General features: G+C 66.9%; 19 protein-coding genes. 13 read left to right on the top strand and 6 right to left on the bottom strand.

What is annotated here, in order from left to right; translation table 11 throughout:
* Nucleotides 1-106 precede the first annotated feature (106 nt).
* The 3 genes from hutC to WJ16_RS22720 all read right to left on the bottom strand — a co-directional run bounded on the left by hutC (nucleotide 107) and on the right by WJ16_RS22720 (nucleotide 2,615).
* Nucleotides 107-802: a histidine utilization repressor gene (hutC, locus tag WJ16_RS22710; protein ID WP_069259326.1), complete on the bottom strand. Its 696-nt coding sequence runs from the start codon at nucleotides 800-802 to the stop codon at nucleotides 107-109.
* Between the two features lie 183 nt (nucleotides 803-985).
* Nucleotides 986-2,113, bottom strand: a complete 1,128-nt coding sequence (locus WJ16_RS22715; protein WP_069259327.1) for a porin — start codon at nucleotides 2,111-2,113, stop codon at nucleotides 986-988.
* Nucleotides 2,114-2,300: 187 nt separating this feature from the next.
* A complete protein-coding gene (locus WJ16_RS22720) occupies nucleotides 2,301-2,615 on the bottom strand; it encodes a hypothetical protein (RefSeq protein WP_076605993.1) in 315 nt (104 codons plus the stop codon).
* A gap of 766 nt (nucleotides 2,616-3,381) precedes the next feature.
* Between WJ16_RS22720 and WJ16_RS22725 the strand changes: the two genes are divergently transcribed.
* Genes WJ16_RS22725 through WJ16_RS22735 form a run of 3 tightly spaced genes read left to right on the top strand, consistent with a single transcriptional unit; the run spans nucleotide 3,382 to nucleotide 5,582 of the window.
* A complete protein-coding gene (locus WJ16_RS22725; RefSeq protein WP_069259328.1) occupies nucleotides 3,382-4,071 on the top strand; it encodes an ABC transporter permease in 690 nt (229 codons plus the stop codon).
* The gene (locus tag WJ16_RS22730; protein ID WP_069259329.1) at nucleotides 4,068-4,781 is read left to right on the top strand and encodes an ABC transporter permease; all 714 of its coding nucleotides are present in this window, start codon (nucleotides 4,068-4,070) and stop codon (nucleotides 4,779-4,781) included. The genes WJ16_RS22725 and WJ16_RS22730 overlap by 4 nt, the downstream gene beginning before the upstream one ends.
* A gap of 33 nt (nucleotides 4,782-4,814) precedes the next feature.
* Nucleotides 4,815-5,582 carry an ABC transporter ATP-binding protein gene (locus tag WJ16_RS22735; protein ID WP_069259330.1) on the top strand — a complete coding sequence of 256 codons (768 nt, stop codon included), beginning with the start codon at nucleotides 4,815-4,817 and terminating at the stop codon, nucleotides 5,580-5,582.
* Nucleotides 5,583-5,654: 72 nt separating this feature from the next.
* Here WJ16_RS22735 and WJ16_RS22740 read toward each other — a convergent pair whose 3' ends face one another.
* Nucleotides 5,655-7,976, bottom strand: a complete 2,322-nt coding sequence (locus WJ16_RS22740; RefSeq protein ID WP_069259331.1) for a PA14 domain-containing protein — start codon at nucleotides 7,974-7,976, stop codon at nucleotides 5,655-5,657.
* A 350-nt stretch (nucleotides 7,977-8,326) separates the two neighbouring features.
* Nucleotides 8,327-9,367 (bottom strand): LacI family DNA-binding transcriptional regulator, encoded by a 1,041-nt coding sequence (locus WJ16_RS22745; protein ID WP_069259332.1) that lies wholly within the window; start codon nucleotides 9,365-9,367, stop codon nucleotides 8,327-8,329.
* Nucleotides 9,368-9,668: 301 nt separating this feature from the next.
* Here WJ16_RS22745 and WJ16_RS22750 point away from each other — a divergent pair, with 301 nt between their 5' ends.
* The 8 genes from WJ16_RS22750 (at nucleotide 9,669) to WJ16_RS22780 (ending at nucleotide 16,873) form a co-directional block, all read left to right on the top strand.
* Complete coding sequence (locus WJ16_RS22750) at nucleotides 9,669-10,598, top strand: aldose 1-epimerase (RefSeq protein ID WP_069259333.1); 930 nt, start codon at nucleotides 9,669-9,671, stop codon at nucleotides 10,596-10,598.
* Nucleotides 10,599-10,725: 127 nt separating this feature from the next.
* Nucleotides 10,726-11,754, top strand: coding sequence for an ABC transporter substrate-binding protein (locus tag WJ16_RS22755; protein ID WP_084636148.1), 1,029 nt, complete (start codon nucleotides 10,726-10,728; stop codon nucleotides 11,752-11,754).
* Nucleotides 11,755-11,809: 55 nt separating this feature from the next.
* Nucleotides 11,810-13,366: a sugar ABC transporter ATP-binding protein gene (locus tag WJ16_RS22760; protein ID WP_069259334.1), complete on the top strand. Its 1,557-nt coding sequence runs from the start codon at nucleotides 11,810-11,812 to the stop codon at nucleotides 13,364-13,366.
* A 32-nt stretch (nucleotides 13,367-13,398) separates the two neighbouring features.
* The gene (locus WJ16_RS22765) at nucleotides 13,399-14,376 is read left to right on the top strand and encodes an ABC transporter permease (RefSeq protein ID WP_084636107.1); all 978 of its coding nucleotides are present in this window, start codon (nucleotides 13,399-13,401) and stop codon (nucleotides 14,374-14,376) included.
* A 1-nt stretch (nucleotide 14,377) separates the two neighbouring features.
* A complete protein-coding gene (locus WJ16_RS22770) occupies nucleotides 14,378-15,373 on the top strand; it encodes an ABC transporter permease (protein ID WP_069259335.1) in 996 nt (331 codons plus the stop codon).
* Between the two features lie 83 nt (nucleotides 15,374-15,456).
* Nucleotides 15,457-15,891 (top strand): cupin domain-containing protein, encoded by a 435-nt coding sequence (locus WJ16_RS22775; protein WP_069259336.1) that lies wholly within the window; start codon nucleotides 15,457-15,459, stop codon nucleotides 15,889-15,891.
* Between the two features lie 312 nt (nucleotides 15,892-16,203).
* Complete coding sequence (locus tag WJ16_RS35355) at nucleotides 16,204-16,344, top strand: HHHH-motif protein (RefSeq protein WP_167375396.1); 141 nt, start codon at nucleotides 16,204-16,206, stop codon at nucleotides 16,342-16,344.
* Nucleotides 16,345-16,405: 61 nt separating this feature from the next.
* Nucleotides 16,406-16,873, top strand: a complete 468-nt coding sequence (locus WJ16_RS22780) for a DUF3761 domain-containing protein (RefSeq protein WP_069259337.1) — start codon at nucleotides 16,406-16,408, stop codon at nucleotides 16,871-16,873.
* Nucleotides 16,874-16,979: 106 nt separating this feature from the next.
* On the opposite strand, the gene WJ16_RS22785 is transcribed toward WJ16_RS22780, so the two are convergent.
* Nucleotides 16,980-18,335, bottom strand: a complete 1,356-nt coding sequence (locus tag WJ16_RS22785; RefSeq protein WP_069259338.1) for a polyhydroxyalkanoate depolymerase — start codon at nucleotides 18,333-18,335, stop codon at nucleotides 16,980-16,982.
* Nucleotides 18,336-18,624: 289 nt separating this feature from the next.
* Between WJ16_RS22785 and WJ16_RS22790 the strand changes: the two genes are divergently transcribed.
* Nucleotides 18,625-19,287: a glutathione S-transferase family protein gene (locus WJ16_RS22790; RefSeq protein WP_069259339.1), complete on the top strand. Its 663-nt coding sequence runs from the start codon at nucleotides 18,625-18,627 to the stop codon at nucleotides 19,285-19,287.
* A 237-nt stretch (nucleotides 19,288-19,524) separates the two neighbouring features.
* Nucleotides 19,525-20,766, top strand: a complete 1,242-nt coding sequence (locus tag WJ16_RS22795; protein WP_069259340.1) for a cyclic nucleotide-binding domain-containing protein — start codon at nucleotides 19,525-19,527, stop codon at nucleotides 20,764-20,766.

The raw sequence follows: 20,766 nt of genomic DNA on the forward strand, positions 1-20,766 counted from the left end.
TGGCAATCCGTCGCAGGGGATCGGGCACCCGCATTCGGCCGTGCGGGCCGTCAGAGCGATCGAGCGCTGGGCGCAGCCGGGCGCGCGGTAAGCGCGCGCATCGGCATCAGAAATGCCCGGTGAACCGGTAGCGGCTGCCCGGGTGCCACAGATTGGCGACCGACGCGACCAGCCCTTGCGACCATGTGCGCCGATGCAGCAGCAGGCACGGCTCGCGGTCGTCCATCGCGAGGTGGCGGCGCGTTTCGGCGTCGGGCATCGCGGCCTCGATCCGGTATTCGACGCGCTGCAGTGGCGCGACGCGCGTCAGGTACTGGTTCGGCGTCGTCGTCGTGAAGTCCTGCAACGCATATTCCGGCGCGCAGGCCGGATTGACCCAGCGCTCCTCGAGCTGCACGGGCGTGTCGTTCTCGAAGTGCAGCACGCGCGAATGGAAGATCGGGCTGCCGGTGTCGATCTGCAGCTCGTCGGCGAGCTTCGCGTCGGCGACGGCCGCGCCGACCTGCAGCACCTGCGCGCGATAGCCGTGGCCGCGCGCGGCGACTTCGTCCGAGATGCTGCGGATCGCGACGAGCGTCGATTCGTACTTCGGCGACGCGACGTAGGTGCCGGAGCCGCGCGTACGCGTGAGTACCTGTTCGGCGGTCAGCTCGCGCAGCGCGCGGTTGACGGTCATCCGCGCGACGTTGAATTCGCGCGCCAGCTCGTTCTCCGACGGCACCTGGTCGCCTTCCGCCCATTCGCCGGCATGAATGCGCGCGAGGATGAAGTCCTTGATTTCCTGATAGATCGGTGTGGTCATGGGATCACGATTCCAGAGTCGGCGGCGGCCCGCCGCCGAATGCCGATCCGGCGCGCGCCCGGCGCCGAGTGTACCGGTTTCGCGGACGCGCGGGCCCGGATTCCCCCGAATGATCCCTGTTCGGCCGGCGCGCGTCCATGCGGGATTGCACAGAGCGGCCGGCCTTTGCCGACGGGCGTGCGCTCAGAACCGATGCCGGATGCCGACCGTCCCGACCACCTGCGTATGGTTCGACGAAGCCGCGAGCCCCGTGACGTTCGCGAACCCGAGCGTCGCGCCCGACGGCACGCCGAACTGATGCTGATAGACGGTTTCCGCATAGACGTCGGTGCGCTTGCTCAGCGCGTAGTCGGCCATCAGCGTTACCTGATGCCATTTCGGCCGGTGGCTGCCGGCTGCGTCGTCGTAGCGGCCGTCGGTGAACGTATAGGCGCCCGCGAACGAAACCGCTGGCGTCAGCGCGTAACGCGCGTTGACTTCGTAGTTGTCGAAGCGCAGCGCGTTCAGCGCGCCGGGCAGCGACGATGCGGCCGTGTCGTCGAACATCGAATGCGTCCACAACGCGCCGACCGTCAGCCGGTCGAACGCATAGCTGCCGCCCGCGCCCATCACGCGCTGGCGCACGGCCGGGAAGTTCGGCGCGTCGTTGGTCGACAGCGCACCGCCGGGCGTCAGCCCGCCGCGGTTGAGTTGCAGATACGCGGCGCCGAGGCTGACCGGCCCGTTCGCATACGACACGCCGGCGCTGTACGCACGGTTGTTCGCGAAGCCGCCGGCCGCGTTGCTGAACCCGTACAGGCCGCCGAACTGCCAGCCGGCGAGCGTCGGGCTCGTGTATTTCACCGCGTTGTCGATGTAGAACGAATCGTCGAGGTTGTCGTTGTCGAACGGATGCGACGCGAGGTTGTTGCCGTCGCCGTTGTTCGCCATTGCGAGCGGGCCGAGCATGTCGACCACGGCGTCGTATTGGCGGCCGAGCGTCAGCGCGCCGTACCGGTCGCTCTGCAGGCCGACGTACGCGCGACGGCCGAACATCGTATTTCTGTAGGACTGCGTGCCGTTGTTCAGGTTGAAGCCGCTTTCGAGGCGGAACAGCGCATGCAGGCCGCCACCGAGATCCTCGTTGCCGCTCAGGCCGAACACGGTGTTCGACAGCAGGCCGCTGCCTTGCTGCCACGCGCTTTTGCCCGACTGGTTGTTCGTGTAGGCGATACCCGCATCGAGCATCCCGTAGAGCGTGACGCTGCTTTGCGCATGCGCGGCGGCGCCGAAGAACGCGAGGGAGAGGGTACCGACGACTGCTTTTTTCATTGAGTGTGCTTCCTGGAAAGGCCCGTTGCGACGGGAACGACGATCCGGCGCGCGCGCCGACGGCGTAACGGCGCGGCGCGTGGCGATGACGAGCCGCATGCGTTCGCGTCGGAAACGCGCGTTCGAATCGATGAAAGGGGGAGGCGGGCGCGAGACGTGTGTCGTGCGCGACCGCAACGGATGCCGGCTAGTGCTGCAGCAGGCGGATCGCGCCGAATTCGGCGGCCGGCAGCAGGCGGAGGATCGACAGGATCGCGGGCGACGCCTGCGACCGCGCGACTTCAAGCTCGATGCACGCTCGCCCGGTGCGGTTGTCGATCGCAGCCGTGTAGAAATTGAGCGCGGCACCGACGGCCTGATGCAGCAGGCGGCGCACGACGGCGAGGTTGTCCGATTCGATGCGAATCGACAGCAGCACGAATTCGTCGGCGGCGGTCCGGCGCCGCGATCGAACGATCGGCAGCGCGCGTGAAGCGGCGGTTTCGGTTGTGGTCGGTTTCATGCTGGCACCCCGGTTCGCATCGTGCTTCGCACTGCGGAGATTTCATGCTGGACATGCCGCCCATTCTAGGAATCACGGTGACGATACGGTGTATAGACTCGAACCGGCCGTGAAAAGAACGCATAAAAAACGATCGCGACCGCGGATGCGCCGCGAGAGGCGCGCGAACGTGTTCGCGACGTCGGGCCGCGCGCACGACGTGCGCGTGTCCATGACATGACGAACCTGCGGCGAAAGCTCGAACCGGTGCCGGCGCGCCCGCGGCACCCGCTGACGGAACCGCGGTTCGGCTACCGGCGGGTCGGTCTGGAAACGGTCCGCATGACCGACGGGCTGCGCGATGCGGCCTTGTCAGGTCTAGACAGGTGAAAGCTGGCGCCCGATGCGCTCGGAAAGCTTCCGTTTAGCGCGATGTAATCCGTAATCAATTGAAATTGAAGGGAAAATTCCACCGGCGAAACAATCCGGCGACAACTAGAGATAAACACGGATTGCCGGTGGACGGGCTGAAAAGGCAAAGTTGTATGTACAACTTGGGGCGCCGCCGGAACGGGCGATGTCCGGGTTGGAAGGGTTCGCGGCGGGGTGTCGTACAGCGGCGCCGGCGCGCGCCGGCCGCGTGCGTGCCGCGCTGTCGTCGGGCGCCGCGCACGGTGCGCGATGCGTGCGGCTTGATGAGCAGGCTGCATCACGTCGTGCGTAAGTATCGTTTGATGCGCAGTTAATGGCTATTGACAATCCAGCCACTTCGATCTGGGTCCCTCATATGATCTTCCAAGGATTTGGCCCGCTGCTGTGGGCCGGCACGGTGGAAACCGTGAAGCTCGCGGTGCTGTCGCTCGCCGCGTCGCTCGTGCTCGGCCTCGTCGGCGCGAGCGCGAAACTGTCGACGAATCGCATGCTCAGGTCGGTCGGCACCTTCTACACGACGCTGATCCGCGCGGTGCCCGACCTCGTGCTGATGCTGCTGCTGTTCTACGGAATCCAGATCCTGCTGAACAACGTGACCGACATGCTCGGCTGGGACCAGATCGACATCGATCCGTTCGTCGCGGGCGTCATCACGCTCGGCTTCATCTACGGCGCGTACTTCACCGAGACCTTCCGCGGCGCGTTCCTCGCCGTGCCGCGCGGCCAGCTCGAAGCGGGCTTCGCGTACGGAATGAGCGGCTGGCGCGTGTTCCGCCGCATCCTGTTCCCGCAGATGATGCGCTTCGCACTGCCGGGCATCGGCAACAACTGGCAGGTGCTGGTCAAAGCCACCGCGCTCGTGTCGATCATCGGCCTCGCGGACGTGGTGAAAGCGTCGCAGGACGCGGGCAAGAGCACGCTCGATTTCTTCTTCTTCACGCTGGCGGCAGGCGCGATCTACCTCGCGATCACGACGGTGTCGAACGTCGTGCTGCATCACCTCGAGAAGCGTTATTCCGTCGGTGTCCGGAGGCTCGCACTGTGATCGAACTCGTCAGCCAGTATTGGCAAAGCTATCTCTATACCGACGGCTACCGCTTCAGCGGCCTCGCGATCACGCTGTGGCTGCTGGTCGTGTCGATCGCGCTGGGCTTCGCGCTCGCCGTGCCGCTGGCAATCGCGCGCGCGTCGTCGAACCGCTGGATCTCGGGCCCCGTGTGGCTCTATACGTACGTGTTCCGCGGCACGCCGCTCTACGTGCAACTGCTGATGTGCTACACGGGCATCTACAGCCTGCAGGTCGTGCATAACCACGTGCTGCTCGACACGTTCTTCCGCAACGCGATGAACTGCACGCTGCTCGCGTTCGTGCTGAACGAATGCGCGTATGCGACCGAGATCTTCGCGGGCGCGATCAAGGCGACGTCGGCCGGCGAGATCGAAGCCGGGATGGCCTACGGGATGTCGCGCTTCAAGCTCTATACGCGGATCATCCTGCCTTCCGCGCTGCGCCGCTCGCTGCCGAGCTACAGCAACGAGGTGATCCTGATGCTGCACGCGACCACGCTCGCGTTCACCGCGACCGTGCCCGACATCCTGAAGATCACGCGCGACGTCAATTCGGCGACGTACATGTCGTTCCAGGCCTACGGCATCGCGGCCGTGCTGTACGCCGCCGTCGTGTTCACGCTCATCTGGGCGTTCCGCAAGCTCGAGATGCGCTGGCTCGCGTACCTCGCGCCGCGCGGCCACTAACGCTTTCGCAAGATTCGCAAGGAAGGATTCAGCATGTACAAGCTCACCGTCGACAACCTGCACAAGAAGTTCGGCGACAACGAGGTGTTGAAGGGCGTGTCGATGAAGGCGAAGGCCGGCGACGTGATCAGCATCATCGGCTCGAGCGGCTCCGGCAAGAGCACGTTCCTGCGCTGCATCAACTTCCTCGAGCAGCCGTGCTCGGGGCAGATCACGATCGGCAGCGAGCCGATCGGGACCACGCGCGACCGCAACGGCTCGCTGCGTGTCGCCGACCCGAAGCAACTTCAGCGGATGCGCACGAAGCTGTCGATGGTGTTCCAGCACTTCAACCTGTGGGCGCACATGACGGTGCTCGAGAACATCATCGAAGCGCCGATGGCGGTGCTCGGCGTCGGCAAGGACGAAGCGATCGCGCGGGCGCGCAAGTATCTGGAGAAGGTCGGCCTCGCGCCGCGCGTCGAGGGCATGTATCCGTCGCACCTGTCGGGCGGCCAGCAGCAGCGCGTGGCCATTGCGCGTGCGCTCGCGATGGAGCCGGAAGTGATGCTGTTCGACGAGCCGACGTCGGCGCTCGATCCGGAACTGGTGGGCGAAGTGCTGAAGGTGATGCAGAAGCTCGCCGAGGAAGGCCGCACGATGGTCGTCGTCACGCACGAGATGGGCTTCGCGCGCAACGTGTCGAATCACGTGATCTTCCTGCATCAGGGGAAGATCGAGGAGGAAGGGAACCCGCAGGAGATTCTCGTGAATCCGAAGAGCGAACGGCTCGGGCAGTTCCTGTCGGGGCGGTTGAAGTAAACCGGTCGTTGCGCGGCGCGATGCGTTGCCCGTGACGCCGCACCGGCGTCATGGGCGTCGCCGTGAAAACGCCTACTGTTGCGCGAGCGCGTCCGTCAGCGGCCGCTGCGCGACACGCACCAGATTGTCGCGGCTCGCACCGGGGCTCGACCATTGCAGATGCATGCTGGCCGGCCCGCTCGCATGCACGTACTCGATGCGGATCGGCACGTTGCGCTTCTGCGTCAGGTGAATGCGGCCCTTCGCGGTCGCGAGCCCCGGCTGTTCCTTGTCGATCACCTTGCGGCCGTCGATCCACACTCGCGCGACGTTGTCGCTCGTCACGCTGAACGTGTAGTTGTCGGCCTTCGGAATGTCGAGCGCGCCGGTCCAGCGGATCGCATAGTTCGTCGCATTCATCCCCTTCGACGCGTCCGGCGAATCGGTGCCGCGCTCGGTGTTCAGGTCGAAATCGACGAGCGGCGTGATCGACGAGAACACCGGCGTCGTGAACGTCGTGTCGTTGTAGTACGTCGCATTGAGCACGCGCAGCCGCGAGCTGAACGCGCTCGCGAGCGCCTGCACCTCGGCCGTGCTCCACGGGTGGCCGTCGGGGTAGAGCGTGCCCTGGAACGGCGTGGCCGGTTCGACGGTCGCCGGGGCGGACGCCGTCTGTCCCCAGTGGAAGCGCGTATTCGTGCGGCCGATCATCAGCTCCCACACGAGGAAGCCCGTCGTGCCGCCGTAGGTGGATGCGATGCCGGCCATCGTCTGGCCGGCCTGGCCGCCCGGCCAGCCGCGCTGCAGCGTTTCCGAATTCAGGCTGTCGAGCAGGCTCGGCGGCAGCGAGTAGTCGGGCGTCGTCGCGTTCTTCGCGTACGGGTGGAACGCGTGGAAATCGGAGAAGTAGTCGCCTTCCGGCTCCTGCACGTTCGGCGAATTGATCGGCTGCGTCGCGCCCGCGTTCAGGATCGCGATGCGGGCGTCGTTCATCATCAGCGCACGCGTGGGCTGCAGCGCGCCGTTGCCGCTGCAGCCGGGCTCGTTCATCGGTTCCCAGTACAGGATGCGCGGGTCGTTGCGGTGCGCGGACACGAAATCGGCGATGTAGTGCTGCAGGTCCTGCTTGTACGTGGTCGACGCGCCCGCCGCGACCGGCTGCAGGTACTGCTGCTCGACCGACTGCCCGGGCGACTGCACCCAGCGGCTGTTGTGCACGCCGAAGATCGGCGCGGGCTGCGGGCCGTAGGCGGGATCGACGTGCCAGCAATCGTCGTAGAAGATCGGCGCGACCTTCAGCCCGTGGCGCGCGGCGATGCCGAGCAGGCTGTCGAACTTCGCTAGGAACGCGTCGCGGTCGTTGACCCAGTTCAGGTAGTGCAGGTACACGGTGATCGTGTTCATGCCGTACGTCTGCGCGTAGTCGAGCTCGCGGTCGACGGTCGCCGGATCGTAGTTCTCCCAGAAGTCGATCGCGTTGACCGCATTCCACGGGTTGTACACGGCGCCGACCACGCGCGAGAAGTCGTAGGTTTTCGGTGCGACGTCCGGATAGCGGCTGACCGTCACGTTGCTGAACGCGACGCTCGCGCCGAAGCGGCGCAGCCCGAACGCACCCGCGCGCAGCGCGGTCGTCAGGCCGCTCGTCGCGTCGTTGATGCTGATCGTCTGCGTGCCGTCGACGTACACGTCGATCGCGTTGTTGCGCGTGACGACCTTCAGATGGTGCGTGCTGCCCGGCACGATCGCCGGCGCCGGGTAGTCGATGAAGTCGGTCCAGTCGTTCCGTTCGCGGCCGACCTGCACCACGTGCCGCACCGCGTCGAGCCCGATGTAGTAGCCCGTCAGCGCGTCGGTGCCGACCGTCGGGTTCGTCACGTGCACGATGAAGCCCGCGTTCGCGGTGTTCGTGCCCGGCGCCGGTGCGCCGATCGTGACGTCCGCTTCGTACGACGCGTGGCCGTATGCCGGATGCTGCGCGTTCGTGACGAGCTTTGCGCCGTCCGTGTTCGTGCCGTCGATCCGGATCGTATTGCCGCCGCCGCTCGTCCACGCCGGGCCGTACGTATCGAAGTCGGCGAGCGTCAGCGTCTGCGTGTCGGTCGCGACGGGCGGCGCCGGCGGTGCATAGGGCGGCACGCCGTGCGGCGACACGCGCAGCGCGGGCGTCGGCCCCGGCAGGCCGAGCGTGACGAGCTGATTCGGGAAGTGCGACGGGCCGCCGTAGCCCGTGTTCATGAAATCGCCGGACGCCGTTGCGTTCGCGGCTGCGGCGCTGTCGGTCGATGCGGCATCGACGGACGCACGCGCGGCGAGCGCGGACGCCGACGGCGCGGACGAATCGTCGCCGCCGCACGACGCGAGCACGACGACGACCGCCAGTGCGGCGGGCTTGAGGCGAGACGTGATAGTCATTCTGGACTCCGTATGAATGAGGAGAAGCGGACGACTGATGACTCGATGCGGATGAAGCGGTGCCCGGACAGGAAGCGTCCGGAGCGGTACGCGTGTGATGTGCGGACGGGCGGAGCGGGCAGCGCGGCGGGTTCGCGCGCATTCGCTTCCGGTCACCGTCTCGTCGTGTTGCCGTGTCGTGGCGCGGGGTTTTGCCCGATGCCGACGCAAGTATAGAAATGCTTTGAAATTATTACTAATAATTTAGCGATGGTGTTTACCCTGAAGCGTTCGACGGCAAGGACAAGCAGGCCGGGCGGCGAAGCCGCCGCACCGCGTAGTCGTATGCGGGGAATGAAGCGGGTGCTCGCCTACGCGCTGGCCGATTGCGCGGCCGTCTCGACGGCGCGCACCGACCCGCGCTCGACCAGCGGCCCGTCGAGCTTGATCGCGCGACGGCGCACGGGCATTCCGACCGCGCGGTTCTGCTCTTCCTGCAGCAGAATCTCGACCGCCCAGCGGCCGAGCTCGTAGTTCGGCAGCACGATCGTCGACAGCGGCGGGTGCGTGTGCCGCGCGATTTCCTGGTCGTCGTAGCCGAGCACCGAGATGTCGTCGGGCACGCGCATGCCCAGATGCTTGACGGCCTCGATCGCGCCGAGCGCCATCAGATCGTTCGCGCAGAAGATCGCAGTAGGCGGATGCGGCTCGCGCAGCAGCGACAGCGCCTGCTCGAAGCCGGTGTCCGAACCCCAGTCGCCGTCGCGCACGAGTTCCGGCGCGAACGGGATGTCGGCCGTCGCGAGCGCGGTGCGATAGCCCTTCAGGCGGTCCTTCGCGGCGTCCTGCCACGGTTCGCCGTTGATGTAGCCGATGCGCCGGTGGCCCGCGCGCAGCAGGTATTCAGTGGCCGCAAGCCCGCCGGCGACTTCGGCCGGCACGATCGACGACAGCCCGCCTTCCGTCGTATAGCAGTTGAGCAGCACGGCCGGCACGCGCAGCAGTTCGGACGGCAGCGTGACCTTGCGCGTATAGACGGTCGCATAGACGACGCCGAGCAGGTTCGGCATCGCGAGCACGGATTCGAGCACCTGGCGCTCGATGTCGACGTTGCCGTGCGTCGAGTACACGGCGAGGAGCTTGCCGTTCGCGTAGGCCGCGTCGCGCGCGCCGTCGACGTTGACGACCGGGTGCGGGCTCGTCGAGATTTCGTCGGCGAGATAGACGATCAGGTCGCGCTCGCCGTCGTGCGTCATCGTCACTTCGCGCGGCAGGAAGCGGTAGCCGAGCTCGTGCGCGATCTTCACGACCTTGTCGCGGGTGGCGTCCGAGAATTTCGTGCCCGCCGCGTTGTTCAGCACGAGAGAGACGGTGGATTGCGACACGCCGGCCAGCTTGGCGATGTCGGTCATCGTGGGGCGACGTTGAGTAGAGCGTTTCACGGTAGGAGCGCGGTCCGGCCTCGGCAGGGTGGGCAAATAAAATCGGTAATGAACAGCGGGTCGGATCAACCTGACCCGACGGTAACATCGGCCATTCGGGCCGGCAATCAAGCTTTACGCGGGCTGCGCCGGATTCGTCGACATTCGGATAATAATATCAACAAATATTATTGACCACGCGGGCCGCGCCATGCCATTCTTTGCCGCACATGCCCGCGGCCGGATGCTGCACGCCGGCCGCGGGGTCGCCAGCTTCATCCCGGGATGAACGATGCCGATGGTAACGCCCCGCAATGCCGGCCTGATCGAACTCGCCAGCGGTACGGCCCGCGTGCGCGTCGCGCCGCAGGCCGGCGGCGCGATCGCCGCGTACTACGAACACGGGCCCGACGGCCCGCAGCACTGGTTCCGGCCGACCTCCGACGCAGCGCTCGCGAGCGGCGATCCGCTGCGTTTCGCGAGCTTCCCGCTGTTTCCGTATTGCAACCGCATCCGCGACGCGAAGTTCGAATTCGACGGCCGCACGATCGATCTGTCCGGCCCGGACGATGCATATCGCCATGCGCTGCACGGCCACGGCTGGCGTCGCCCGTGGGAAGTCGAGCGGTGCGAGGCGGCGCGGGCCGACCTGCGTTTCGAGCATCGTCCGTCGCCCGGCCGCCCGGGCGACTGGCCGTTCCATTACGAGGCGCGCCAGTCGATCCGGCTCGACGGCGCCGTGCTGTCGATCACGCTGTCCGCGCGTAACCTCGGCGCGTCGCCGATGCCGTTCGGCATGGGCCATCACCCGTATTACCCGCGCACGCCGGATACCGTCGTGAAGGCGCACGTCGATGCGATGTGGCACGCCGATGCGGACGTGCTGCCCGTTCGCGTCGGCGCTCATCCGGCTGTCGACGCGCTCCGAAACGGGATGCCGGTCGATGCGTTCGATCTCGACAACAATTTCGTCGGCTGGTCGCGCGAAGCCGCGGTGATCTGGCCGGCGCGCGGCCGGCAGGTCGTGATGCACGCCGAGCGGCCGTTCGACCAGCTCGTCGTGTACGCGCCGGCCGGCGCCGACGCGCTGTGCGTCGAGCCCGTCACGAACACGACGGACAGTTTCAATGCGAAGGAATCCGTATCGCTCGTCGGCGGCTGCGTGCTGGCGCCGGGCGAGTCGCTGCAGGCGATGCTGCGGTGGACGCCGGGCCCTGCCTGACGGGTTCGGCGATACGGGATTATCCCGAGTCGGGCAGGCGATAATATCGAGTAATAATATTAGTTCGTGACGTCGAAGCCGGCCGTATGTGCGACGGCGCGCGGGCCGATCACAACACTTGGAGACGATGATGCCGAGCCGTGCAAAGCTGCAACGTATCGTGGTGACATTGGGGGTGACGCTCGGGTGCGTCGCGATCGCGCACGCGCAGGACAATGCGCAGAAGGTCGGGACGAGCTCCGCGCAGACCTGCACGAATCCGAAGCCGGGCAGCGTGAAGCTGACCGATCTCGTGGTCGGCTTCTCGCAGTCGGAGAACGAGCAGAACCCGTTCCGCGCGACCGAAACCGCGTCGGTGCGTGCCGCGGCGAAGGCGGCCGGCGTCAAGCGGCTGCTGTACACGAATGCGAACGCGAACCAGGCGAAGCAGGTCGCCGATATCGAAAGCATGATCAACCAGGGCGCGCAGGCGCTGATCGTTGCACCGAACGATTCGACCGGCCTGCAGCCCGCGCTTGCGCAGGCGCGCGCGAAGGGCATCCCGGTCGTGACGATCGACCGGCAGACGGCCGGCACGCCGTGCCAGGATTTCATCACGTTCCTCGGCTCCGACTTCTTCCGGCAAGGGCAGCGCGCCGCGCAGGCGCTCGCCGATGCGACGGGCGGTAAAGCCACGATCGCCGAGATCCAGGGCGGCTACGGCAATACCGTCGAGAGCCAGCGCACCGACGGTTTCGCCGACGGCCTGAAGAAATTCCCGAACATGAAGATCGTCGCGTCGCAGACGGCGAACTGGTCGGCCACCGAAGCGCAGAAGGTGATGGAGCAGGTGCTGCTCGCGCATCCGGACGTGAACGCCGTCTACGCGCAGGCCGACACGATGGCGCTCGGCGCGATGACCGCGCTGCGGCAGGCCGGCAAGCAGCGCGGCGTGACGGTCGTGTCGATCGACGGCACGAAGGATTTCGTCACCGCGATCGCGAACGGCTCGGCCGCGGCGAGCGTCGAGACGAACCCGCGCTTCGGCCCGCTCGCATTCAAGTCGCTCGAAGCGTGGTTCGCCGGCAAGCCGGTCGCGCAGAAGCAGATCATGGAAGACGCGCTGTACGACAAGGCGAACGCGAAGCATTCGCTCGAAGCGAATCTCGTGTACTGATCCGGCAACCGGGCAACCGGTCGGCAACCGCTCACACGCGAACGCGAGGCGCACGATGGACGCAACGCTACCCGCCGGACCCGGCGCCGACGATGGCGCCGGCGGCAAACCCGTCGTGCTCGAGACGCGCGGCATCGGCAAGACGTTCGGCGTCGTGCGCGCGCTGGCCGGCGTGTCGCTGTCGCTGCGCGCGGGCGAAGTGCACGGGCTGATGGGCGAGAACGGCGCCGGCAAGTCGACGCTGATCAAGATCCTCACCGGCTTTCACCAGCCCGACGCGGGCGAGATCCGCGTCGACGGCGTACCCGTGTCGTTCGACAGCCCGCGGGCCGCGCAGCGCGCGGGCATTTGCGCGGTCTACCAGGAAATCAACCTGATTCCCGAGCGCAGCGTGGCCGAGAACATCTTCCTCGGCCACGAGCCGCGCCGCTTCGGCCCGTGGATCGATCGGCGCGCGATGCGCGCGCGCACGCGCGAGATCGTCGAGCGCTACGGGCTCTCGGTCGATCCGGCCGACAAGGTCGGTTCCCTCGGGCTCGGCCAGCAGCAGATGGTGTCGATCGCGCGCGGCGTGTCGCTCGGCGCGCGCGTGCTGATTCTCGACGAGCCGACGTCGGCGTTGAGCGGGGCGGAAGTGGAAGTGCTGTTCGGCGTCGTCGATCAGTTGCGCGCGACGGGCATCGCGATCGTGCTCGTGAGCCACCGGTTGTCCGAGTGCTACCGGATGTGCGACCGGCTCACCGTGCTGCGCGACGGCGCGGTGGTGCGCAGCGACACGCCCGACCGGCTGCCGCGCATGACGCTGATTGCGGCGATGCTCGGCCGCGAAGTCGGCGCGCACGGGCCGCGCGAACAGGCGCAAGCCGCCGCGGCCGATCGCACGCAGGCGCCGGCGCTCGCCGTCGACGGGTTGCGCTGGGGTACGCGTTTGCGCGACGTGTCGTTCCGCGTCGCGCCGAAGGAAATCGTCGGGCTCGCGGGATTGCTCGGCGCCGGCCGCACCGAAACGTTCAAGGCCGTGTTCGGCGCGCAGCAGCCGGACGGCGGCGCGGTGCGCATCGGCGGCCGTGCGCTCGACGGCACGGACCCGGCGCGTGCGATTCGCGCGGGGCTCGCGTTCCTGTCCGAAGATCGCCGTTCGGAAGGCATTTTCTCGAAGCTGTCGGTGCGCGAGAACATCGTCGTGTGCGTGCTGCCGCGCATCGCGCGTTTCGGCTTCATTTCCGTGCGCAAGCAGGAGGCGCTCGTCGAACGCTACATCCGCGAGCTGGGTATCAAGACGTCGCACGCGGGCGCGCCGATCTCGACGCTGTCCGGCGGCAACCAGCAGAAGGCGCTGATCGCGCGCTGCCTGTCGACCGAGCCGACGGTGCTGCTGCTCGACGATCCGACGCGCGGCATCGACGTGGGCGCGAAGGCGGAAGTGCATGACCTCGTCAAACGGCTCGCCGACGACGGGCTGGCAGTCGTCGCGACGTCGTCGGAGATGGACGAGCTGCTCGAGCTGGCCGACCGGCTCGTGATCCTGCATGAAGGGGCGACGAGCGGCGAGTTGTCGACGCGCGGCGCGAGCCCCGACGACGTGACCGCGCTGCTCGCGAATCAGGCTTGAGCACCGCACATCGACCAGAGAATGAGGGAAGCGTGAATCTAGCCAACCTGACGAGCGAGCGGGACGACGCACGCCGCACGTCGCGCCGCGCGTTGTTCGCCCAGGCGCGCGACCACAGCGTGTATCTCGCGTTCGTCGCGCTCGCGGTCTTCAACCTGATCGTCACGCCCGGGTTCTCGAATCCGCTCGCCGCGCGCAGCCTGCTGTTCCAGGCCGCGCCGATCGTGCTGATCGCGCTCGGGCAGAACCTCGCGATCGCGACGCGCGGCATCGACCTGTCGGTCGGGTCGGTGATGGCGCTGTCGAGCGCGGTCATCGCCGTGTGTCTGCCGTACGGAACGGGCGCCGCATGCGCGGCGGCGATCGCGACCGGGCTCGCGGTCGGCCTCTTCAACGGCGGTCTCGTCGCGCGGCTCGGCATCGATCCGCTGATTTCCGGGCTGGCGCTGCTCGTTGCCGCGCGCGGGCTGGCGCAGGCGTTGCTCGGCGGGTCGCGCGTGAGCCTGCCGCCTTCCGATGCGTTCGATTTCATCGGCATCGGTACGTTCCTCGGGCTGCCGGTCGTGATGTTGATCGCGCTGGCGTGCGCGGCGATCGTGTTCTTCGTCGTGCGCAATACCACCTTCGGGCGCTACACGATCCTCGTCGGTGCGAGTCGCGAGGCCGCACATCTCGCCGGCGTGCCGGTGCGGCGCACGCTGCTCGCGGTGTACGCGGCAAGCGGTGCGCTCGCGGGCCTTGCCGGCCTGTTCGCCACCGCACGGCTCGGCGCAGGCGATCCGAACTACGTCGGGGTGAACTTCGAACTCGATGCGATCGCCGCGTCGGTGATCGGCGGCACGCCGCTCTCCGGCGGGCGCGTGTCGATCGTCGGCACCGTGTTCGGCGTGCTGCTGCTGCAACTGCTCGACGCCAGCTTCATCATGAACAACATCAGCTACACGTATGCGCAGATCCTGAAGGCCGCGTTCATCCTCGGCGCGCTGTACCTGCAGCGCTCGGGAGCCTGACATGTCGACCGCGCCGATTCCCACGCACACCGCGCAGGACGCGAGCCGCGCGCGCCGCGCGCAATTCGTCCGGCTCGTGCAGTCGCGCGGTGCGATCGCGATCCTCGTGCTCGTGTGCCTGATCGCCGGCCGCGTGTTTCCGCATTTCCTCTGCGCGCCGAACCTGCTCGACATCGTCGCGGCCGCCGCCTTCGTCGCGCTGATCACGATCGGGCAGAGCTTCGTGATCATCCTCGGCGGGTTCGACTTGTCGGTCGGCTCGCTCGTCGGGCTCGGCACCGTGATCGCCGCGTATGCGGCGCCGTATGGCTGGGGCGCCGCGCTCGCCGCGCCCGTTTGCGCCGGGCTGATCGTCGGGCTCGCGAACGGCTGGCTGATCGCGCGCGCGCGGATGGCGCCGTTCATCGTCACGCTCGCCGCGCTGCTCGGATTGAAAGGGCTGTCGCTCGTGCTCGCGAGCCAGGACATGCTGATCGCGAATCCGGGGTTCTTCGCGACGATCGCGAACGGCTCGCTGTTCGGCGTCGGCAATCTCGTGTGGATCGTGTTGATCGCGTATCTCGTTGCCGCGTTCGTGCTGAATCACACGCGCTACGGTGCGGGCGTGTTCGCGATCGGCGGCAACGAGGAGGCGGCGCGTATGCTCGGCGTGAACGTCGAAGGGCTCAAGATCGTCACGTACGGGCTGAGCGGCGCGCTCGCCGGGCTGGCCGGCGCGCTGCTCGCGTCGCGGCTCGATTCGGGGTTGCCGGGTGCAGGCAACAGCTACGAGCTGCAGTCGATCGCCGCGGCGGTGATCGGCGGCGTGCTGCTGACGGGCGGCGTCGGCACGCTGTTCGGCCCGCTCGCGGGCGTGCTGCTGCTCGGCGTGATCGAGAACGTGATCAACCAGGTCGGCACGTTGAGCCCGTACTACCAGAACCTCGCGAGCGGCGCGTTCCTGCTGCTCGCGGTGATCGCGCAGACGCTGCTGACCGGCAAGCGGCGCAAGCGGTAACGACCCGGCGCGGTGTCGCGCCGCCGCACACTGGAACGCTAAATGCTTGTCACGCGGGATCCTTTCGATGAAGGAGCACCGCGATGAGCACCCCGACCCCCACCGCCTTTTCCCATGTGAAGCCGCAGGACACCGCGTATCGCGGCGAAGGCCTGCGCGACTTCTTCCTGTATCGCGATCTCGGTATCGCGGCCGCGACGAACGGCAAGGTCGTCGCGCAACTCGTCAGGGCAAATCATGCACCGGAGGCGGGCACCGGCTGGCACCGTCACGAGGCCGAGTTCCATATCGTGATCATGCTGAAGGGCTGGGCGCGCTTCATGTACGGTGAACAGGAGACGCTGGTGAGCGCCGGCGATTGCGTGCACCAGGCGCCGGGGATCGTCCACTACCTGTTCGACTACTCGCCGGACATGGAGTACCTGGAGATCGTCGGGCCCGCCGATTTCAAATCGATCGACGTCGACGGCCCGTGCGCGGTGCCGCCACCGACACCGTGGGCAGAGTCGGGGGCGTAGCGGTGCGGTGTTTCCGCATGCATCGTCCGTCCGCCTGTTTGTGAAAACCGCCTTCGGGCGGTTTTTTGTTGGGCCTTCCATGGAAGCCCACGTGGGGTCCGCGTTCCCGTGTTCACATTCTTTCGAATTCCGAATGACCGCGAAGCTGAAGATCCGGAAAGAAAAGAAAGTCGTTCGTCAGCTTCGACGCGTTGGCGCCGCCGCGATGTCAAAGATCGTCAATTGCGCGTGAACGCGGTGCACGGCCCGTCGACGACCGGCGTTAAGGAGGTACCAGCCGGATCACCGGTTGACCTACCCGGGAGAGATTTCATGAAGCGCATCGCAAAGATCCTGACGGCCACCGCAGTGGCATGTGCCGTTCTCGTGCCGGCACTGGCGGAAGCGCATTCGCACCGTGTGTGTCACTTCGATCACCACCACCACCATCGCGTGTGCCGCTGGGTGCGGTAACCGCGACTTTCCCGGGAATACCCGGAACGCATTCTTCATACAGGCAAATCAGGAGAGGACCATGAAAAAGACAATGTTGATCGCCGCGCTGGTCGCCGGCATGGGTATGTCGATCGGTGCGTTCGCGCAGGTTCCGGCCAGCGCGCCGGCCGGCACGACCGGTCTGTGCAAGGACGGCTCGTTCTACTCGGGCGCATCGAAGAAGGGCGCATGCGCGGGCCACAAGGGCGTGAAGGCCTGGTACGGCGCATCGTCGGCGGCCGCCGCGAGCGCGCCGGCCGCAGCGCCGGCCATGGCGGCCTCCGCCGCCCCTGCGTCCGGCACCGCGCCGGCGAAGAGCGCGGCCGCAACGACCGCGGCGGCGGCACCCGGCGGCGGCCCGGGCAAGGTGTGGGTCAACGACAGCACGAAGGTCTATCACTGCTCGACCGACAAGTATTACGGCAAGACGAAGCACGGCAGCTACATGTCGGAAGCCGACGCGAAGGCGAAGGGCTACCACGCGTCGCACGGCAAGGCCTGTTCGTAACGCAGGCTGACGCGCGAGGCCGCTTCCTCGCGCGTCGTCCGCAAGCTGCAGCAACGCACGCCCCGCCATCGATGGCGGGGCGTTTCATTTTCAGTGTCGTAGGCCTTCAGTGGGCTGGATGCAGCGGCGCGTCGGTCGCCGCGTCGTGCGCGGTTGTGCGGGCATCGAGCAGCGCGCGCAGCGTCACATAGTGCGTGCCGTCCGCGTTGCCTTCCGCATCCGCGGTGCGATCGTACGGCTCGTTGTCATGGATCGTCGCGCGCACGATCGGATAGATCTGCGTTTCCCAGCGGCTGCCGTTGAACACACCGTAGTGGCCCGCTCCCGTCTGCACGTGGTGCGTCTTCAGGTACGGCGGCAACCCCGAACACAGCTCCTGCGCGGCGACCGTCTGGCCGACTGCGCAGATATCGTCCTTCTCCCCTTCGATCGTCAACAGCGCGGTGCGATGAATCGCCGCCGGTTCGACGAGCCGGTCGCCGACCGTCAGCTCGCCGCGCGCGAGCGCGTATTGCTGGAACACCTTCTCGACCGTTTCCAGATAGAACTCCGCGGTGAGATCGGCGGTGGCGAAGTATTCGTCGTAGAAGTGCCGCAGCGTGTCGGCTTTTGCCGGGTCGCCTTTCGCGCGCTCGTAATACAGGTCGGCGAACGACGCCGCATGGCGATCGGGATTCATCGACATGAACGCGCCGACCTGCACGAACCCCGGATACACGCAGCGTTGCGCACCGACGAAGCCAGCCGGCACGACGCTGATCAGGTTCCGCGCGAACCATTCGATCGGCTGGCTCGTCGCGAGCGCGTTGACCTTCGTCGGATTCACGCGGCAATCGATCGGGCCCGCCATCAGCGTCAGGCTCGCGGGCTGCGCCGGATCGCCGCCGGCAGCCATCAGCGCGACCGCCGCGAGTGCGGCGACGGTCGGCTGGCAGATCGCGAGCACGTGCGCATCGGGGCCGATCTGACGGATGAAGTCGATCACGTGCGCAACGTATTCGTCGAAGCCGAACCGTCCGGCCGTGAGCGGGATGTCGCGCGGGTTGTGCCAATCGGTGATGTACACGTCGTGGTCGGCCAGCATCGTATGCACCGTGCCGCGCAGCAGCGTCGCGAAATGCCCGGACATCGGCGCGACGATCAGCACGCGCGGCTGGCGCGCCACTGGCAACGCCTTGCGGAAATGCAGCAGCGTGCCGAACGGCGTGGCGGCGGCGGCTTCCTCGACGACCGGCACCGTTTCACCGTCGACGACGATCGACGTGATGCCGAACGGCGGACGCCGATGCGAGAACGCGCAGCATTCGAGCAGTTCGCACAGCGCGTCGAGCATGCGGCCGGTCGGCGTCGCGGTGGACGGCGGCCACAGCGCCATCGTCGCGCGTGTGGCCGCGGCCCATGCGCGCGCCGGGCGCGTGCATTCTGCAGACCATTGGTAGAACGGATAGGCAAGCAGATTCATGACCGTCGCTCGTTGTGCCGCGTTGCATTGAACGAGGCAAGCGATGTGCCAGCTTGCGGCTGGCACGCGCGTTGCACGCGGTTCGGGAACGCGACGACGCAGATGGCACGCCCCACACGGCAGCCGCGCGCGATGCGTTGCCCAGCCGGCCTGGCGTGCGGCATGTGCCGCGACAGCGTGCGGTGGTGCGCCAGTTCGGCGAATGGGCGGCACCGGCATGGTGCGGGTGGCGCGACGCGGCGTCCGTTTTCGGTGCAGGGGCGCGAACGGTCTTGAACAGGGGAGCGACATGGAAGTCACCGGACGGACGACGTTGACCATCAGCAGCCGCAATTACTCGTCGTGGTCGATGCGCGGCTGGCTGCTCGCGAAGTTGAGCGGGCTCGGGTTCGATACGGTCAGCGTGCCGATCGACGCCGCGTCGCGCGCGGAGTTGCTGTTGCTGTCGCCGTCGATTCTCGTGCCGTGCCTGACGCACGACGGCAACACCGTGTGGGACACGCTCGCGATCGCCGAATACCTGAACGAAATCCGGCCGCACGCGCGGCTGCTGCCTGAAGACCGGAAAGCCCGCGCGCATTGCCGGTCGATCTGCGGCGAGATGCATTCCGGTTTCAGCGCATTGCGATCCGCGTTGCCGATGAACCTGCGCGCGCACTTTCCCGGCTTTCGCATCTGGTCGCGCGCGCAGCACGACATCCAGCGGATCGTGACGATCTGGCGCGAGTGTCTGGCCGCGTACGGCGGCCCCTGGCTGTTCGGCGCGGAGATCGGCATCGCCGACGCGATGTATGCGCCCGTCGTCACGCGCTTCCTGACCTACGACGTGAAACTGGAGCCCGACGTCGCCGAGTACTGCATGCAGGTGCTCGCCCATCCGTTCGTGACGGAGTGGATCGACGCGGCGAAGGCGGAGCACGAGGACATCGACGAACTCGACATGGAGTTCTGACGCACGGGGCCGCTCGCCGCTTTCAATTGCACTACACGCGCAGGCGATGAAATGAACTTTCCCGTGCGGCTGCGCGACCCGCAAACGTTTTACGTTGATTTCGGTTCGAAACGAGGACGAATTCCCTAAAGGATGTTGAGCCCGATGACGTAAACGGGTCACGGGGACGACTCGCGATCGCATGCTTTCGACATGCGACGCGCAGTCCGCAACATTCAGCGCAGCAGGGGAATCGACTTGAATCGTCAGCAATCGTGGACGCGTACGGCGGCGCCCGGGGAAATCATTTACTCCGAGGGTTTTGCGGGCGAGCCCGTCATCTTTCTGATCGCCGACGGCAAGGTCGAGCTGTCCACGCGATGCGACGACAAGCGCGTGATCGTCGCGACGCTCGGCCGCGGCGAGTTCTTCGGCGAATCGGCATTGCTCGCGGCCGAACCGCGTGCCCATACCGCGAAGGCGCTTTCATTCTGTCAGCTGACGGTCGTGCCGGCCGGCATGCTCGACGAGGAAATCGAGCGCGTGTCGGCGCTGCTGCGCCACATCGTGCGAACGATGATCCGCCGCGTCAAGCGCAAGGACGACCAGCTCGCCACCTACACGCATGCCGACTTCATGCCGGGCGTGCTGTCGTATGCGCATGTGCTGGCGCTGATGGCGGGCGCCGAAGCGCGCGACGGCGGCGACGCGTGGGTGCGCCGGCCGATGCAGGCCCATGCGGCCGAAACCTCGGTGCCGCTTGCCGAAGTGATCCGCAAATGCCGCGCGATTGCCGGCCATTCGCGCCCGCACGTGCTCGCGATGCTGCGACGCATGGAGAAGCTCAACCTCGTCACGATCGAAGCGGCGCAGGCGGACCATGCGGGCGGGGCAGTCGACTATGCGGCTTCGTCGGATGCGCGCCAGGTCGTCACGTTCGACGCCGCGCGCGTGATCGATCGCGCGCAGCAGGTGGCCGATCACGATCTCGATCTGTCGATCAACAGCGAGCTCGAACTCATCGAGCTGGCCGATCTCGAATCGCTGATCGGTGTCGAGAGGACGATGCTGCTCAACAAGCTGTCGAACGGCGAGATTGCCGACGAAGTGTTCGCGTTCCGCAAATCGAAGGTGCTCAGCTACGTCGAGCAAAAGGGCGTTGCGTACTTCTCGCGACGCAACGCGCGTCGCGCAGAGGTGCGCTCGCTGGAGGATCTCGTGTCGATCGACCAGCGCACGCTGTTCGACGTCATCGGCACATTCGACACCTACGATCTCGCGAAGCTGATCGCGAACCTCGACGATCGCGCGGTGGCCGACAAGCTGTTTTCCGTGATGACCGAGGCGCGGCGCAACGAGGTGTCGTGGGTGATGCGTCGCGAGCTCAAGCTCGATCCGGTCGAGATCGAGGACATCGAGCAGCGCGTGCTGGATGCCGTGCGCGCGGTGAAGGCGCCGGCGGCGGCCATCGCGCCGGTCGCATCGGCGTCGGATGCATGA

It is taken from the genome of Burkholderia metallica, from assembly GCF_001718555.1.
Classification (GTDB): Bacteria; Pseudomonadota; Gammaproteobacteria; order Burkholderiales; family Burkholderiaceae; genus Burkholderia; species Burkholderia metallica.